Source organism: Kitasatospora dryopteridis, from assembly GCF_050749075.1.
In the GTDB taxonomy this organism is placed as follows: Bacteria; Actinomycetota; Actinomycetes; order Streptomycetales; family Streptomycetaceae; genus Kitasatospora.
In genome coordinates this window covers 976,212-992,888 of sequence record NZ_CP192749.1, presented here as the reverse complement: position 1 = coordinate 992,888, position 16,677 = coordinate 976,212, and the positions used below count along the sequence as shown (strand labels likewise).

9 protein-coding genes and 1 riboswitch are annotated in these 16,677 nt (G+C 77.0%); of the genes, 1 reads left to right on the top strand and 8 read right to left on the bottom strand.

Going from position 1 to position 16,677, the window contains the following annotated elements:
- Positions 1-33 precede the first annotated feature (33 nt).
- On the top strand, positions 34-684 hold the full coding sequence (locus ACQ614_RS04575) for a TetR/AcrR family transcriptional regulator (RefSeq protein ID WP_431676863.1): 651 nt from the start codon (positions 34-36) through the stop codon (positions 682-684).
- Positions 685-763: 79 nt separating this feature from the next.
- On the opposite strand, the gene ACQ614_RS04570 is transcribed toward ACQ614_RS04575, so the two are convergent.
- From ACQ614_RS04570 to ACQ614_RS04535, 8 genes are all read right to left on the bottom strand, one after another.
- Positions 764-1,066, bottom strand: coding sequence for a DUF4193 domain-containing protein (locus ACQ614_RS04570; RefSeq protein WP_431676862.1), 303 nt, complete (start codon positions 1,064-1,066; stop codon positions 764-766).
- Between the two features lie 105 nt (positions 1,067-1,171).
- Positions 1,172-2,419 carry a PP2C family protein-serine/threonine phosphatase gene (locus tag ACQ614_RS04565; protein WP_431676861.1) on the bottom strand — a complete coding sequence of 416 codons (1,248 nt, stop codon included), beginning with the start codon at positions 2,417-2,419 and terminating at the stop codon, positions 1,172-1,174.
- Between the two features lie 156 nt (positions 2,420-2,575).
- Positions 2,576-4,483, bottom strand: coding sequence for a hypothetical protein (locus ACQ614_RS04560; protein ID WP_431676860.1), 1,908 nt, complete (start codon positions 4,481-4,483; stop codon positions 2,576-2,578).
- Positions 4,480-8,061, bottom strand: coding sequence for a vWA domain-containing protein (locus tag ACQ614_RS04555; protein ID WP_431676859.1), 3,582 nt, complete (start codon positions 8,059-8,061; stop codon positions 4,480-4,482). Before ACQ614_RS04555 ends, ACQ614_RS04560 begins: the two co-directional genes overlap by 4 nt.
- Positions 8,058-9,227 (bottom strand): ATP-binding protein, encoded by a 1,170-nt coding sequence (locus ACQ614_RS04550; RefSeq protein ID WP_431676858.1) that lies wholly within the window; start codon positions 9,225-9,227, stop codon positions 8,058-8,060. The genes ACQ614_RS04555 and ACQ614_RS04550 overlap by 4 nt, the downstream gene beginning before the upstream one ends.
- A 104-nt stretch (positions 9,228-9,331) precedes the next feature.
- Positions 9,332-14,269 carry a DNA-binding protein gene (locus ACQ614_RS04545; protein ID WP_431676857.1) on the bottom strand — a complete coding sequence of 1,646 codons (4,938 nt, stop codon included), beginning with the start codon at positions 14,267-14,269 and terminating at the stop codon, positions 9,332-9,334.
- Positions 14,266-15,129, bottom strand: a complete 864-nt coding sequence (locus ACQ614_RS04540; RefSeq protein ID WP_431676856.1) for a DUF4132 domain-containing protein — start codon at positions 15,127-15,129, stop codon at positions 14,266-14,268. The genes ACQ614_RS04545 and ACQ614_RS04540 overlap by 4 nt, the downstream gene beginning before the upstream one ends.
- Positions 15,130-15,483: 354 nt before the next feature.
- A complete protein-coding gene (locus ACQ614_RS04535) occupies positions 15,484-16,242 on the bottom strand; it encodes an ion channel (RefSeq protein WP_431676855.1) in 759 nt (252 codons plus the stop codon).
- Between the two features lie 326 nt (positions 16,243-16,568).
- Positions 16,569-16,660, top strand: a riboswitch (ZMP/ZTP riboswitch).
- Positions 16,661-16,677 lie beyond the last annotated feature (17 nt).

Below are 16,677 nucleotides of genomic sequence, written 5' to 3'. Positions count from 1 at the left end.
GAAACTGAGGCACCGTCGAAGAAGGGGGCCAGGGTGGCAGGCAGACTGAAGCAGCCGACCGGGCGGTACGGGGGCAGGTCCGCCGAGGAGCGGCAGGCCGAGCGCCGCCGCCGCTTCCTCGACGCCGGACTGCAGCTCTTCGGCGGCGAGCCCGGCTACCGCAACACCACGGTCGCCGCCCTCTGCGAGGCGGCCGGGCTGTCGAGCCGTCAGTTCTACGAGGAGTTCCGCACCCTGGAGGACGTGCTGGCCGCACTCCACCTCCAGGTCAACGACTGGGCCGAGGAGGCGGCCCTCGCCGCCCTCGCCACCGCCGGCGGCCTGCCGGTCGCCGAGCGCGCCGTCGCCGTCTTCGGCGCCTACGCCGCAGACGTCACCGGCGACCCGCGCCGACTGCGGATCACCTTCGTCGAGATCATCGGCGTCAGCCCGCGACTCGAGGAACAGCGGCTGGCCCGCCGGGCCCGCTGGGTCGACCTGCTCTGCGCGGAGGCCGCGGCCGCCGTCGAGCGGGGGGAGGCGGCGCCGCGGGACTACCGGCTGGCCGCCGCAGCCTTCATCGGCGGGGTCAACGGCCTGCTCCACGACTGGGCCGAGGGCTGGGTGGACGCAACCCTCGACCAGGTGGTCGCCGAACTCGTCCGCATCCTCCTGGGCATCCTCGGCGACCGGCACCCCCGGTGACGGATGCCTCACAGGGGGCGCGTGGGGTACCCCCACGCGCCCCCTGTGGTGCACCCTGTGCGGTGCTGCACTCCGTGCGTCAGGAGGCGCACTCCTTGCAGATCGGCTGCCCGTTGGCGTCCTCGCCGGCGAGCTGGCTGCGGTGCCGCACCATGAAGCACGTCCCGCAGGTGAATTCGTCCTGCTGCTTCGGCAGGACCTGGACGGTCAGTTCCTCGCCCGACAGGTCCGCGCCCGGCAGCTCGAGCCCCTCGGCCGCGTCGAACTCGTCGACGTCGACCTTGCCGTCCGCCCGCTCGGAGCGGTGGGCCTTCAGCTCCTCGATGCTCTCCTCGGAGCCCTCGTCGTCGCCCTTGCGCGGGGCGTCGTAGTCGGTGGCCACGCTGTCGTCCCTTCGTGGACTGATTGACCTCGGTTGGAGAAACCAGCCTCCCCCGGGAGCCGCCCGCCCGCACCCGCTGGACACGGTTCGTGCGTCCGTCGCCGTTCACAGCCGGAGGGCCACCAGGGCGACGTCGTCGGTGCCCCGGTGGTCGGTGCCGAGGTCGGCCAGCAGGGCGTCCGCGAGCTCCTCCGGGCCCAGGCCGCGGTGCAGGACCGCGGCGGAGGCGAGCCGCTCCAGGCCGACGTCGATGTCCTCGCCGCGCCGCTCGATCAGCCCGTCGGTGTAGAGCAGCAGCGTCGCCCCCGGCCGGTACGGGACGGCTGCCTCGGAGCGTGGCGTGGCCGAGTCCCAGGCGCCGAGCGGCGGGTCGGTCGCCCCGTCCAGCAGGGTCACGGAGCCGTCCGCCTCGACGAGGACCGGCGGCGGATGCCCGGCGCTGCTGTAGCGAACGGACCGGGAGGACCGGTCCACGATGGTCTGCACGGCCGTCGTGGACAGGGCACCCTCGACGGTGGCCGCGAAACGGGCGAGGGTCTTCAGCGCCTGCGCGGGCTGCCGGGTGGCGCGCAGCGCGGCGTTGAGCGCACTGTGCAGCTGGCCCATGACACCGGCCGCCTCCAGGCCGTGGCCCACGACGTCGCCCACTGCCACCCCGAGCAGCTGCCGGTCGAGCTCGACCAGGTCGTACCAGTCGCCGCAGACGTTGAGCGACTGCGTGGCCGGCCGGTAGCGCACGGCCGCGACCGCGCGGAGCGCGGGCGGCACGGCAGGCAGCATCGCCTGCTGCAGGCTCAGTGCGACCTCGCGCTGCCGGTCGTGGGCGCCTCGCAGCTCCTCGTTGAGGTCGGCGAGCTCCTGGGCGCGGGCGAACAGGTCCGCGGCCATCCGGTCCTCCCGGGTGAGGCCCATCGGAACGGCGCCGTCGTGCAGCTCCACGAGCTGCCGTACGAGTGCCGTCACCTCCTCCACCCGGTGCACGATCAGCACCACCTCGCCGTCCTCGCCGAGCACCGGCGTGTTGAGCGTGCTCCAGTACCGCGCCTCGAACACCCCGGGGAGGTCGGTCCGGTCGACGCCGTACTTCTGCATCGGCATGCTGTCGGCCTTCCGGGTGGCCAGCACCCGGTCCAGTGAGGCCCGCAGCAGGCCGGCACCGGTGTCGTCGCCGTCGTCCGGGTCGCCGGGGAAGACGTCGAACAGCGCCCGGCCGACGAGCTCCCCGCGGCTGCGCCCGGTAACGCGCAGGTAGGCGTCGTTGGCGTCCGCCATGACCAGGCCCGGGGTCAGGACGAGCATGGGGCTGGGCGTGGCCCGGAACGCCGCCCCGTAGTCCACAGCCGGCGGTTCCACTCGGCTCCTCGGTCGGGATCTCCAGGAGGCCTCAATCTACGCCCGCACCGGGGCGTCCGCCCGGTACGCCGCCGCAGGCGGGGCGGTGCACGGGTGGCCGTTCGGATGCGGACGGCTGCGGCGGTGCCCCGGGCCGGGGCACCGCCGCGGCGTGGATCAGCCGGCCTCGCGGCTGCGCCAGGTGGCCCGGACGAGCTCCCGTTCGGCGCCGGTGAGGTGGACGGCGGCGGCGAGCCAGCGCTCCGCGTACCGGTCGGCGCTGGCCTCGCCGAGCCGCCCGAACACGTCGCGCTGCCTCCGGTCGGCCTCCTCCGCCAGGGCGGTGGTGAGCTCCGCGGCGGTACGGAAGCCGGTGCGGCGCAGTGCCGCGGCATCCGTCCGGGCGCCGCCGCTGCGGGCGGACTCGGCGACCGCGCGCCGCCCGCCGGAGACGGCGAGCTCCACCTGGCGGCGGACCCGCCACAGCGGGGAGCCGTCCAGCGGGTCGGGCTCCGCGGCGACCACCGGCCCGTCGGCGGCCAGTTCCTCCGCGGACGGGAAGTTGGCGCCCTGCAGCAGGTCGTAGCCGAGGTCCGCGTGGCCCTGCCACTCCGGCGGCAGCTTCAGCGTGGCCGACGCCCCCGGGACGGGGGCGACCGCCAGCGGACGCAGGGTGGCGGCCCGGTCCGGCTCGACCCGGCCGAGCACCCGCACCCGCAGGCCCGGGTGGGCGGCCAGCCGGGCGAGGTTGGCGGTGTGCGCCAGGTCGGGGTGGCGGTTGGCCGCCACCAGCCGGACGAGCGGGCCGTGCGGCGCGCCCGTCTCCCGGTCCAGTTCGCGGGCGAGCAGGCAGTCGGCCTCCGCGCCGAGGACGACCAGGTCGCAGCCGACCGGCCGGCGCAGCCGCTCGGTCTGCTCCGGGTCGGCGAGCGGGCCGTCGGCGAGCCGGTCGGCGGCGGACTCGGCCAGCGGCCGGGAGAACAGCGAGGCCACCGGGCCCGAGCCCCAGCCCAGTCCGGCCACCGGGTTGGCCCGGACGCCGCGGCCGGAACCGAGCCTGCCGTCCGCGGAGACGGTCGCGCCGGAGACCAGCAGGCCGCCGCGGGACAGCCCGGCGTGGTCGAGGGCGGCCGACCCCACCGAGACGGGGGCGGTGCCGGCACCGCGGGCCCGGGCGGGGCCGCCCGGCTTGATGTCGGCGACCGACAGCCAGCGGCCGTCCTCGGTGACCAGGTGGGTCACCACGCCGCCGTAGCCGGTGGCGGTGAGCACCGGCTCGCGGAACACGCCGTGCACCCGCAGCGCACCGCCCGGCTTGTAGGCGCGGCGGGCCGTGCCGAGCAGCGCCGGGTCGGCCGGGCCGGAGCGCAACAGGGCGGTGGTGAGCAGGAGTTCGCGCAGTGCGGCGGCCAGGTCGGCGGTGCGGTGGCTGCTGTAGCGGGCACGGGCGCCGCGCAGGCCGCGCACCACCCGCAGCGCGGCGGCCTCGGCCCGGTGCAGGTCGGCCAGCCGCGCGGTGTGCGCGGCCCGCAGCAGTTCGGCCTGCGGGACGGCCCCGGCGGCCGGCACCCCGGCCGCGAGGACGGCCGCCGCGGCCGTCCACAGGTCGTCGGCCGCCCTCACCTGGGCGGGGGTCGGCCGGGCGGGCGCGGGCGGCTCCGCGGCAGCCGGCGCCTGCCCGGCGGCCTCCTCGGCCGCGGGCGCACCGCCCTCGGCCTCGGCGCTCTCGGCCTGCGGGGCGGCCCCGGCGGCCGGCGGGTCGGCGATCGGGCAGCAGCCCAGCACGGCCGCCCGGTGCAGGCAGCGCGGTGCCAGCAGGCAGCTGCACTGCGCCTGGCCCTCCTCGGCCACCGTGCCGGCCGGGCCGGGCAGCAGGGTCACCACGGTGTCCTCGCCGCACCGGACGCTCACCCCCGCACCGTCGGGCCCGGGGGCCAGGGGCAGTGCGGCGTACTGCTCCACGGTGGCGTCGAGCTTCTTGCGCAGACGGGACGTCAGGGACTCCACGGCCGCCGCCAGCACCTCGGGTGCGACGGGGGGCAGTCGGAGCTCGTCGGCAGCGGTCATCGCCTGTCCTTCGGTCATCGGGTGCCTCCGCGGAGGCGGTCGCCGACCCAGCGGGCGAGGGCGAGCGGGCTGAGGGCGGCCACCGGCATGCCGGCGGCGACGAGCTGCCGGGCGACGGGCACCGAGTAGCGCGGCGTGCCGGTGTCGTCGAGCGCCGCGCAGCCCATCAGGTGCACCCCGGAGGAGGCCAGCGCGCGGACCTCGCCGAGCAGGCCGCCGAGCGGGTAGCCCTCCTCGAAGTCGCTGACGACCACGACGAGGGTGCGGCTGGGCACGGTCACCAGCGACCGCGCGTGGGCGAGCGCGGCGCCGATGTGGGTGCCGCCGCCGACCTTGACCTCCAGCAGCAGCGACAGCGGGTCGGAGACCTTGTCGGTCAGGTCGGCGACCTGGGTGGAGAAGGCCAGGAAGTGGGTGGAGAGGGTCGGCACGCCGCCCAGCACCGCCGCGGTCAGGGCGGACCAGATGACCGAGGCCTCCATCGACCCGGACACGTCGACCACCAGGATCAGCCGCCAGTCGGCCTCCCGCCGGGAGCGGGTGCTGAACACCGGCTGCTCGGGCACCACGACCGTCCGGCCGTCCTCGAGCCGGCGGGTGTGGGCCAGGTTGGCCCGCAGGGTGCGCGGCAGATCGATCCGGCCGCCGGGGCGGCGGGTCGGCCGCGGGGTGGCCAGGCCGGTCATGGCCGGGCGCAGCCGGGTGGCGAGCTCGCGGGCGAGTTCGTCGACCAGGCGGCGCACCAGCGGGCGCAGCTTGTCGAGCTGGTGCTCGGGCATGCCGCCGGCCAGGTTGAGGACGGAGGTCAGCAGCTCCATCGACGGGCGGACGGCCGACGGGTCGATCTCGGCGAGCACGTCGGTGCGACCGGTGTCCGCGGCGGCGGCGAGCACCTCCTCGCGGACGTCGGCGCCGAAGAGCGCCTCCAGCTCCTCCGACCACTCGCGGGCGGTGGGGAAGGAGGCCTCCTGGCCGCCGCCGCCGCCGCTGCCGGAGCCGGCGTCGAGGTCGGCGGCACCCTCGCCGCGCCCGGCGCCGTACAGCTCGTCCAGGGCGTGCGCGTAGCGTCGGGCGCCCTCGGGAAGGCGCTCGGGCTCGCGGCCGAGCAGCAGGCGCCAGCGGTCGGTCGGCGAGAGCCGGTCCGGTGCGGCGTCGCCGCCCGCGGGTTGCGCGGCCTCCGGCCGGGCCCCGGCGGTGCCGGGCTCGGTCCCGGGGGCGTCGGGCCCGGCCCCGGGGGTGTCCGTTCCGGCAGCGCCGGGCCCGGTGCCGGGCAGGCCGAGGGCCGCGAGGGCCTCGGCGGCGGCGGTGTCCGCCGCCGCCCACAGGGCGATCAGCTCGGCGGGAGCGGCGAGCGTCAGGTCGAGGCGCTCGCCGAGCCGTTCGGTGACGGTGTCCAGGAGTCGGCCGCGCCCGGCCGGGCTGAGTGCGTCGAAGCCGGCCCGCAGGGCGGGCAGCCGATCCAGGAAGCCCCGGTCCGGCAGGGCGTCGATGCGCCCCATCAGCGGGTCGAGCGCGTCCGGCGCGTACTGCAGCAGCGGGCCGCCTGCGGTGAGCAGGCCGGTGAGCAGCCGGGCGAGCCGGCGGCGCCCCTCGGCGTCGGCGGCGGCGTCGACCCAGCCGGCGGCGCGGGCGCCGAGGCGGTCCGCGGTGTCCAGGTCGAGCAGGACGCGGGCGGCCAGGGCCGCGCCCTGGACGAGCGGGGAGCCCGTCCGGGCGAGGTCGGCGAGGGCGTCGTCCATGCGCAGGCCGAGCCGGTGGTCGCCGGCCCGGGTGGCGAGGGCGACCAGGGCGGCGGCGTCCGCCGGGTCCTCGCTGCCGGCCAGGCCGGGCAGGCCGCGGACGGCGGCGTCCAGCAGGACGACGGCCAGCTCGGCGGCCTGTGCCCGGCTCTGCTCGGTGGTGCCGGGCAGGTGGGAGAGCCGCAGCGCCTCCAACAGGTCCAGCGCGTCGAGGAGTTCGGGCAGGGTCGCGGAGGCGGGCAGCAGCTCCCCGGCCTCGGTGAGCCGTTCGGCGACGAGGCCGGGCAGGTCGCAGCCGGCGGCGGCGCGCAGCCCCTTCAGCACCTGGCGGCAGGTCGGGCCGCCGTCCGCGGCCTGGTGGCGCGCGGTCTCCCGGAGGGTGCCGGCGGCGGCGAGTTCGGCGGTGACGCCGCGCACGCCGGCCAGGTCGAGCCGGGCGGCGGTGGACGGCGTCCAGGACATCCGCCAGCGGGTGGTCAGCGCGGTCGCGTCGCCGGTGCCGGCCACCTCGAGCGGCTTGCCGTAGTCGATGCCGCAGACGGCGAGGCGCTGCAGCAGCACCTCGCGGCGCCGGTCCAGCGGGGAGCGCTGCGGGTCGAGGCGCAGCTCGCGGGAGTCCGGGTCGTCCGGGCAGGGCAGGCGCAGCTCGGCGAGTTCCGCCTCCACGGACGGGCCGAGGCCCGAGCGCGGGGTGCCGGGGGCGAGCCGGCCGCGGTCGGCGCCGACCAGGACGGCCTCCAGGGCCTTGGCGAGGGCCCGGCCGCGGCCGAGCGGTTCGCCCTGGCCGAGCACGGCGGTGACCGCCTCCAGCAGCTCGCCGCGGCCGGGGGCCGGGAGGTTGCGCAGCCGGGCGAGGTCGCAGGCGAGGCGCAGGGTCTCGGCGGCCTCGCCGGTGCCGGCGGGGTGGCCGGCGGCGCGCAGCTCCCGGCAGATGTCGGTGATCGCCCGGGCGGCGGCCTCCTGCACCCCGTCCGGGTCGCCCTGCGCGGCCAGCACCTGCTGCTGCCAGCGGGGGTCGCGGATGCCCGCCGGGTAGCCGGAGCGGGCGTCGAGCAGGCCGAAGGTGTAGGGGACGAGCGAGGTGACCGGGCCGCCCTCGGCGGGTGCCGGGGCCGCCACGTCGTCGACGGTGTCGGCGAACGGACCTGCGGGCAGTGCGGGCCCGTGGAAGGCGCCGACGACCGCGGCGACCCGGCGGCCGCCGGCGGCGGCCTCGGCGATCGCCTTGCGCATGTGGGCCTCGCGGGCGAGGTCGCGGGCGGGCACGCCGCCGCGCTCGGCCGCGTCCCGGCGCAGCGCCCAGCCGACGGCGAGGGCGGCGCGGCGCACGGCCTCCGGCTCGCTGCCGGGGGCGCGCACCTCGACGGAGCGGTCCCACAGGTCGTCGCCGTCGCGGCCGGTGCCGGCCGCCTCCAGGGCGTCCGCGTACGCGGTGCCGGCGGCGCGGGCAGGGGCGGAGTCCGGCGCGGGCGCCGACTCCCAGTCCCGGTCGGCCATCGGCAGGTCGCAGCAGCGCACCTCGACGCCGTGCTCGCGGGCCCAGCGGATCGCGGCGAGCTCGGGCGAGAAGTCGGCGAACGGGTAGAAGCCGAGCCGGCCGTCGCCGTCCGCCCCGGCCAGGGCGACGGGGGCGACGGTGCCGGGGTCGGCGAGGTGCGGCAGCCACCGCTGGAAGTCGGTCGGCAGCTCCACGCAGACCACCTGCGGGTCGGCCTTGTCGAGCAGTGCGGGCACCACCGCGGCCAGGGCCGGGCTGTGGTGCCGCACGCCGATCAGGTAGGGCTCCGCGGAGGCGGCGAGCGCCTCCACGGCCTCCCGCGGGTCGGCGGTGTCCTCAGTGGTACGGGGGTCGGTCACCGCAGGTTCTCCCGCAGGTCCCACAGGCGGCGCCACATCGCGGAGCCGTCCTCGGCGCGGCGGCGCACCGGGCCGTCCCAGTAGCCGAGCAGGCGGCCGTGGTCGGCCGGGTCGTCCTTGCGGACGGCGCCGAGCAGGTGCCCCGGGACCAGGTCGAGGACGTCGCCGCCGGGCAGGTAGGCGCGGGCCAGGCCGAGCGAGGCGGCGACGTGCACGGCCTCGGCGGTGGACATCACGGTGCCCGGGCGCTCGACGTCCCAGCCCTCGGCGGAGCGGCCGGTGCGCAGGTCCCGGAAGACGGTGACGAGCACGTCGAGCACGGAGTCGTCGACGCCGAAGGCGGCGCCGGCGCGCTGCACGGCCGCGGTCGCCTGGGTGCGGACCAGCTCGGTCTCGGCGTCGGCGTCGGCGATCGGGTGGACCGTCTCGAAGTTGAAGCGGCGCTTGAGGGCGGCGGACATCTCGGAGACGCCCCGGTCGCGCAGGTTGGCGGTGGCGATCACGGTGAATCCGGGCACGGCGGCGACGGTGGCGTCCGCGGTGCCGGCGAGCTCGGGCACGCTGACCCGGCGGTCGGAGAGGATCGACACCAGCGCGTCCTGCACCTCGGGCAGGCAGCGGGTGACCTCCTCGATCCGGGCGACCTTGCCGCTGCGCATCGCGGTCATCACCGGCGAGGCGACCAGCGCCTGCGGGGTGGGGCCCTGGGCGAGCAGCAGCGCGTAGTTCCAGCCGTAGCGGAAGGCGTCCTCGGTGGTGCCGGCGGTGCCCTGCACGGTGAGCTCGCTGGTGCCGCTGACCGCGGCGGACAGCAGCTCGGAGAGCATCGACTTGGCGGTGCCGGGCTCGCCGACGAGCAGCAGGCCGCGCTCGCCCGCGAGGGTGACGACGCAGCGCTCCACCAGGGCGCGCTCGCCGACGAACTTCGGGGCGATGACCAGCTTGGCGGGCAGGGCGCCGTCCTGGCGGCGCTTCGGCGGCAGGGTGAGGGCCTCGCCGTCGCTGCCGCACACGAAGGTGACCACGGCGCTCGGGGTGAGCGCCCAGCCGGGCGGGCGGGGGCCCTCGTCGTGGGCGGCGAGGAAGGCGAGTTCGGCGGCGTACCGCTCCTCGGCCGGCAGGATCTGCCGGGCCTGCGGGGCCGTCTGATCGGTCGTCGGGGTCATAGGTTCGGTCCTTCGGTCCAGGGATGGGGATGTGGCGGGGCAGGGGGTGCGGCCAGTTGCCTGGTGCGGCACTGGTGCCGCACCCCCGGGTGCCCGGTGCTCCGTCAGCGGCGCCGGCCGCGGCGCGCCTTGGGCGCCTTCAGCTGCTGGAAGCGCGGCAGGTCGCCGTCGAGCAGGCGCTGCCAGGCCCGGCGGTACAGCTCGGCCGCGGGCTCGGCGGGCATCAGCACGCCCAGCGCGGTGGAGCCGCCGCCGAACAGCGGGAGCTTCCAGGTCTCCAGCGGCAGGTGCGGGCTGCGCTGCTCCGTCCAGCCGCCGGGCAGGAAGAGCGTGCGCCCGGCGCGGGCCCGGGTGGCCTGCACCACCAGGTCGGTCGCCGCGAGTTCGGCCCGGGCGGCCTTGATCCGGGCCGGCCGCCAGCCCGTCCAGCGGGAGGTGTTGCGGTCGGTCGGGTCGGGCATGGCCAGCAGCATCAGGTAGAGCGCGGCGGCGTCCGCGCCGAGTCCGTGCTTCTCGCAGGCGGCCTCGACCAGGTCGGGCACCGAGCGCGACGGGTCCTGCGGCCACCAGGTGCCGTCCTTGCCGCGCTCGCCGGCCGCGGGCTCGCCCGGGTCGCCGAGCAGGGCCTCGAAGCCGGCCGAGCGGGCCGTCCGCAGGGCGGCCTCGGCGGGGAACGGCTCGGCGCCGTTCTCCCGCAGCGCGGGCAGGTGCGGGTCCTCGCCGGCCGCGTCGAGCAGCGCCGTCCGGATGCCGGGGGCGGGCTGGTCGTCGTAGGTGGCCATGACGACCGCGCCCCACCGCTCGTAGCCCTCGCCGACCTCGATCGGCGCGCCCGCGACCTTGCGGAACTGCGGCAGGCTCACGTACCGGCCCAGGTCGAGCATCAGCTCGGGGTGGGCGAGCCGGGCGCGGACGGCGGCGAGCGCGGCCGGCAGCGCGGCCCGCAGCGGGTCGCCGGCCGGCAGGCGGTGGGCCAGCCAGCTGCTCATCGCGACCGCGCCGACCAGGGTGGCCGCGGTGAAGCCGCCGCCGGAGCCCTCGACCGGCACCACCCGGTCGTTGCGGACCGTCCAGGCCAGGTCCTCGGTGAGCTCCTTGGCCCGGGCCGGGTCCAGCACACCGGCCAGCGCCTGGCGGGCGCCCCAGTCGGTGCGCACCGCGCGGACGGCCTCGGCCAGCAGCGCCTCCGGGACGGCGACCCGGGGGCCGACCAGCTCGTTCCACACCGCGGCGGCGGCCGCCACGTCCGGGCCCTCGGTCCACAGCAGGGCCGGGTCGGCCGGCACCAGCGCGGCGAGCACCCGGCGGCGGGTCCCGGCGTCGAGGCCGCGCAGCTCGTCCCGGGCGACCGCGGCGTCCGCGACCTTGAGGCCGAGCATCGCGCGGGTCTCGGTGGGCAGGAAGTTCCGCTCCCAGGCCTCGATCCGCGGCATGCCGGACACCACCAGGGAGGCCATGGTGACGGTGACGCCGGTGAGCTCGGCGAACCGGGCGGCGGCCTCCGGGAACCACGGGGCCGGCTCGCGGTCGGCGGCGTACGCCAGGGCGGCGGCCGCCCGGTCGTCCGCGGCCGCGCCGGCGAGCGGCTCGGAGGACAGCACGGTGTACGGCGCGGGCACCGCGAAGGCGCCGGCCGGGTCGTGGAAGAGGACGGTCGACTCGGTGTCCCCGTTGGTCGCGACGGTGTTGTCGACGAACATCAGGAACGCGCCGCCGCCCAGCGGGAGCAGCGTGTTGCGGTCACCGCTGCGGACCGAGCCGTTGTGCGCGGTCAGGTGGTGGGCCGCCAGGTGCAGCCGGAGGCTGCGCCAGTGCGCGGTGCCGGCGGTGTCGGCGAGGTCGATCCCGGCGAGGCCCTCGAACAGGCCGCGCAGCGCGGCACGGTCCTCGGCGGCGGAGGTGGCGGACACCGCCCGCAGCGCGGCCGCGGCGGGCAGCGCCGGCATCACCTCCCAGGTGATCCGCGTGGTCGGCAGGTTGGCCCCGTCCGGGTGCACGCTGCCCGCGGGCGCGGCCTCGGCGTCCGCGGCGGCCGCCTTGGCCAGGAAGTGCAGCTGCTCGGCGGCGTAGCGGCTCCCCTGCACGTTGTACCAGTAGCCGACCGCGCCGAGACCGCTGATGGCGGTCTGCAGCTCCTGGTCGCCGGGGCCGGGCGCCTCCTCGACGACGGGGGCGTCGCCGGAGAGCTCCTGGTCCAGGCGGGCGGTGACCTCGCGCAGCCGCTTCAGCGGGCCGAGCGCGAAGCGGACCGTGCCGGCGATGCCGGCGGCCAGCGCGTCGGAGGTGATCTCCGGCAGCAGTGCGCGAACCGCGGCCGGCAGTTCCTCGGGGTGCTGCGGGTCGGCCTCGTCGGCAGCCTTGAGCAGGGCGGCGGCGGTCTCGTCGTCCAGATGGCGCAGCGCCGCGGAGCCCTGCGGGTCGCGCGGCTGCAGGCAGTGCCAGTAGCGCAGCGGCGGCAGGATCAGCGTGCCCTCGGCGAAGGCGCCGGGGGCGGCGTCGGTGCGGGCGGTGGCGGTGGTCACGCCGTCGGCGTCGACCAGCCGGATGCCGTAGCTGCCGTCCCGGACGACGGCCTGCGGCCGGTCCGCGCCGGGGAACTGCACGATCCGCAGCGGGCTGCCCTGGCGCGCGGGCACGGTGACGGTGCCTCCGGCGAGGTCCTCGCCGCGCCGCGAGCCGTCCGGCAGGAGGACGGTGCGCCAGCCGATGACGCCGTCGACCGGCGCGCCGGCGGGGGAGGGCACGGTGGTCGGCGCCGGCCGCACCCAGCCGCTCTCGAGGGTGCTGCCCGCCGGGGCGTCGCGCAGGGCGTCGGCGAGGAAGGCCGGGGAGGAGGCGCGGCCGACGGTGTTGGTCGCCGGGTCGTACTCGTGCCAGGTGTACGGGGCGTCGCCGCCCGGGTCGGCCCACACCCAGAACGACCGGCCGTCGGAGAGGACGGTGCGCTCGGCGGGCAGGGCGGTGTCGCCGGCGTGCACGGTGCCGTGGCCGGAGGTGCTGCCGCCGCCGGGCAGCGGCAGGCTGTGGGTGGTCATCGAGCCGAGCCAGTAGGTGCGGGTGCCGCGCCGGCCGGTGTTCTCCGGCATGGTGAACACCTGGTCGGCGGCGGTGTGCCAGTAGCCGACCGTCCGGTTGTTCTGCGCCTTGGACTGCCACTGGACGAGCAGCGAGCCGTCCACGTAGTGGTAGCCGGCCTCCGACGAGTCGCCGGCGGGGACGCGCAGGTCGTGGCTGAGCTCGGTGCCGTCGGCGGAGAGCACCCGGGCCTGCGAGGGGCCGGCCGCGATCAGGTGCGGCCAGGCGTCGGCGATGACGATCTCGTCGACGTCCTTGCGGGGGACGAGGTCGGCGGCGGCCTCGTCCCAGGCCGGCCAGCCGAGCTCGTCCAGCAGGCCGGCCCGCAGGGCGCGTGCCAGCACCGAGGCCACGTCGGTGTCGGCGGCGGTGCGGACCTCGTCCTCGGCGAGCACCAGGACCTCACCGGGCAGCCAGCTCAGCTTGTGGAAGGCGTTCGGGATCTCGGGCAGGCCGGCGGCGAGCGGCTGCCGGGCGACCTCGGCCATCCACTCGGCGAGCAGCGGCCGGCCGCCGGGCGAGCGGGTCAGCAGCCCGAAGGTGCGCCGGCCCTCGGTGTTGTCGTTGATCCGGTGGGCGCCGAGCCGGAACGCCTTGCGGAACCGCGGGTCGGCCGCCAGGGCGACCAGGTCGCGACGGTCGTTCCCGTGCGCCCAGGACTCCAGCCGCAGCACGGTGTTCTCGCCCGGGTCGGCCACCGGCACGCCGAGCGCCAGCAGCTGGTCGAGCAGGTCGACGTCCGCGTCGGTGACCGGGACGGCCGTGCCGGCCTCCGCGTGCTCGGTGCGCAGCCGCTCGGCGATCCGGTCGACGAGCGGGTAGAGCACGGGTATCTCGGCGCGGACGTTCCAGCGGCTGCCGCGCCAGGCGAGGAAGCGGCCGAACCATCCGGCGGTGCCGTCCGAAGGGCGCTGCTCCGCGGGCAGGTCGGCGTCGGCGAGGCCGGCGGTCGCGCCGGACTCCTCGAGGATGCCCAGCCACAGGCCGGGCAGCTCCAGCTCCCAGCCGGTCGGCATCAGGTCGAGCAGCTTGCCTCGCTCGGCCGGGTCGCGCCGGCCGAGCGCCACCAGCGCGTCGCGGTGGCGGGTCCACCAGCCGGTGGCGGCGCGCAGCGTGGCCGGCAGGGTGAGCAGCTCGGCGAGGTAGTCGGCCTCGGCGGCCTCCGGGTCCGCGCCGGCGGCGCGGGCGAGCCGGCGCAGGTCGGTGGCCATCTGGGCGGACGGCTCCACGCCGCCGGCGGTGCGGCGCACGCAGAGCAGGCGGAACCGGTCGAAGGCCTCCTGGGCGCTGACCCGGGCGGTCAGCTCCTTGGCGTACCCGGAGAGCACCTTGACGGGCAGTGCGCCGGCCAGCGCGAACTCCAGGAACACCGCGTCGGTGCGCAGTTCGTCCAGCGCCAGGCCGTGCTGGGCCTCCGCCTTGCGGGCCCGGGTGAACAGCTGGGAGGCGAACTGGGTGTTCTCGACGCCGAGGAAGACCCGGCCGGCCTGCTCGAAGAAGGTCGGCAGGAAGTGCGGCACGGCCTCGGCCAGCTGCTCGCCGAGCTTGAGGTAGGCCTCCAGGGCGGCCTTCGGCTTGGTGGAGGCGAGCTTGGCGACCCGCTCCATCTCCGGGACGATCGCCAGCGCGTGGTGCCCGTCCTCCGGGTGGTGCGCGAGCACCCACTCGGGGAAGCCCAGCGACTGGCGCTGGCCGACACCGACCTCGACCGGGTCGCCGTCCGGCTCCAGACCGAGGAAGCCGGCCACCAGGTCCTCGGCCTCGCCGAGCTCCTCCGGAACGAGCCGGACCACGACCCGCCCGTCCAGGCCGGGGTGGCGGTAGCTGCGCGCGGTCAGCGGTACGGCCTGCTCGCCGGCGCCCCGGGTGCCGGGCGGCAGTACGGCGCCCGCCTGCAGCAGTTCGGCGGCCTGTGCCTCGGTCGTCGCCATCGCCGTACCAGCCCCCGTGTCCTTGTCCTTGCTCATGCGTTCGTGCCCTTCTCGACCGTGCGGCCCGCGTACAGCGCGGCGGCCATCCGCATCCCCTCCGACCAGGCGACCGGGCCGACCTCGGGCAGGGTCAGCAGCCGGCCCTCGCCGTCCCGCCAGCAGAGCGAGCCGGTCTGCGCACCGTCGTTCCAGTACTGCTCGCCGATCCACACCGCGGGCTCGACCGTCCGCCCGCCGTCGCGCACCCGGGTGGTCGCATAGCCGCCGGAGACCCGGTAGCCGAGCGATCCCGCGCGGGCCGCCAGGCCGAAGCGGGAGAACTTGCCGCCGGTGAACTCCTTGACCTCGGTGGCCTTCTCCGCCACCTCGGCGGGCTTCGCGAAGACCGCCCGGTGGATCTGGTCCACGCCCTGGACGACGCCCAGTTCGGCCGCGAACTCCCGCAGGTCCTCCAGGTCCTCCAGCAGCACGGGGTGCGGCAGGGTCACCGTGGCCGGGGAGATCCGGACGGTCTCGCCGTCCAGGTCCACCAGCCGCAGCTCGCCGTCGGCGGTCGCGTCGCGCAGGAAGCCGACCTCGTCCTCGCCGTCGCCGACGACCACCAGGTCGCGCAGCGCCGCCTGCCAGGTCTCGTCCGGCCAGACCCGGGCGAGCACGCCGGTCGGCACCGGCAGCGAGGACACCATCCAGGCGTCGACCTGCTGCCGGCAGGACTCGGCGTGGCGGTCCAGCCAGGTGACGAACCGGCGCAGCCGGTCCACCTCGGGGTGCTCGCGCACCGCCTTCGGCAGCGTCTTCAGCTGCTTCCCGGCGGAGCGCCCGGCGGTTGCCCGCGCCGTCACCCTGCCCTCCACCAGGGCGACCTCGTACCCGTCGCCCGCCGCCAGCCAACCCATGGCAGTCCCCACCTCGTGCTCGACATGTCGTCAGAAACCCCCGCAGTCGACCGGGGGTTCGAACACCCCGTCCGCGGTGATGTCGGAAACCTAGCGCCACCCGCGGACAACGCATTCCGCTGGGCGGTGCACGGGCCGCCGGGCGGCGCTTTGGAGGGGTTGCCGATACGGACGGCGAACGGGGCCGCGGGGTTGCGGCGGTCCGCGAGCGGTGTGCGGCGGCGGCGCGGCCGCGGGCTCGTCGCTGCACGCACCAGACGGGCGCAGCCCCCGCAACCGGCCGGCACGCCGCCGCGCCGCTGTGGTGCAGATCACAGTTCACGGGTGCACCGCGTGCCCCTGGACGACCCCCGGTCAGGCGCTCGGGACGTGCTCCGCCTGCCCGCCCGGCTCGGTCTGCTGCTGGAGCTCCGCGACCTGGCGGCGCAGTTCGCGGACCTCCGCGGTCAGGTCCTGGATCGCCCGGTGGTTCAGGTGGTCGATCCGGTCCTCCGCCTCGAAACGGGACACGAACCACGCCGCGATGTTGGCCGTCACCACACCCAGCAGGGCGATCCCCGACAGCATCAGCGCCACCGCCAGCAGCCGCCCCAGCCCGGTGGTCGGCGTCAGATCGCCGTACCCGACGGTGGTCATGGTGGTGAAGGACCACCAGAGCGCGTCCTCCAGGGTGCGGATGGTCGCGGTCGGGGAGGCCCGCTCGATCTCCAGCACGGCCAGCGAGCCGAACACCAGCAGCCCCAGCACCACCCCCGCCACGTACGTCGTCAGCCGCACCTGCGAGGCCATCCGGACCCGCTGCCCGGCCAGCAGCAGCGTCGACACCAGCCGCAGCAGGCGCAGCGGCTGCACCAGCGGCAGCAGCACCGAGGCCAGGTCGAGCGGGCTGTGCCGGACGAACTGCCAGCGGTCCTCGGCCAGCACCAGTCGCGTCGCGTAGTCCAGCGCGAACGCGGCCCACACCGCCCACTCCGCCCAGGCCGCCCCACCGATCACCCACTCCGGTGCCCCGGGCGCGAGCACCGGCACCGCGTACGCGACGGCGAACAGCACCGAGAGTCCGATCAGCGGGGCCTGGGTGCGGCGCTCCCAGCGTTCACGTCGGGTCGTCATGTCCGGCCTTCCTCCGCGGGCACGAGCTGCGGGGCCGGACAGCCGCGCCGCCCGCCCGCGGCACCGCACGGCGCACCCATGGACGCCGGCGGCCGCCGCCGTGCCGGACGAACACCCTGGTCAACAGCCCCGCAGGCATCCTCCCACGGCAGCGCGCCGCCGATCGCCGCGATCGTCAGGACCGAGCGGATCTGCGAACGCGCCACGGACACCGGGTACACCGCCCGGTGCACGGGCCCCGGAGCGCCCTTCCCGCGGGGTTCGCCCGGCACGCCCGTCCGCGGGACGGGCCCCGGTGCCGACGGCCGGTCACGGTTGGTACGCTCCCGGTGAGCCGTGACTGGCGCGCAGGGATGGACTCGACCATCGGGGAGCGGCTCCGTGTCTCACGCTGTCGCCGTGCGCCTGGGCCGTTCGAATCGTCACGAGGAGACC

What these genes read in the sequence shown, in the direction of transcription:
- ACQ614_RS04550 (WP_431676858.1), bottom strand. Translation starts at nt 9,227, where the DNA reads ATGACCCCGACGACCGATCAGACGGCCCCGCAGGCCCGGCAGATCCTG.
- ACQ614_RS04535 (WP_431676855.1), bottom strand. Translation starts at nt 16,242, where the DNA reads ATGACGACCCGACGTGAACGCTGGGAGCGCCGCACCCAGGCCCCGCTG.
- ACQ614_RS04545 (WP_431676857.1), bottom strand. Translation starts at nt 14,269, where the DNA reads ATGAGCAAGGACAAGGACACGGGGGCTGGTACGGCGATGGCGACGACC.
- ACQ614_RS04540 (WP_431676856.1), bottom strand. Translation starts at nt 15,129, where the DNA reads ATGGGTTGGCTGGCGGCGGGCGACGGGTACGAGGTCGCCCTGGTGGAG.
- ACQ614_RS04560 (WP_431676860.1), bottom strand. Translation starts at nt 4,483, where the DNA reads ATGACCGAAGGACAGGCGATGACCGCTGCCGACGAGCTCCGACTGCCC.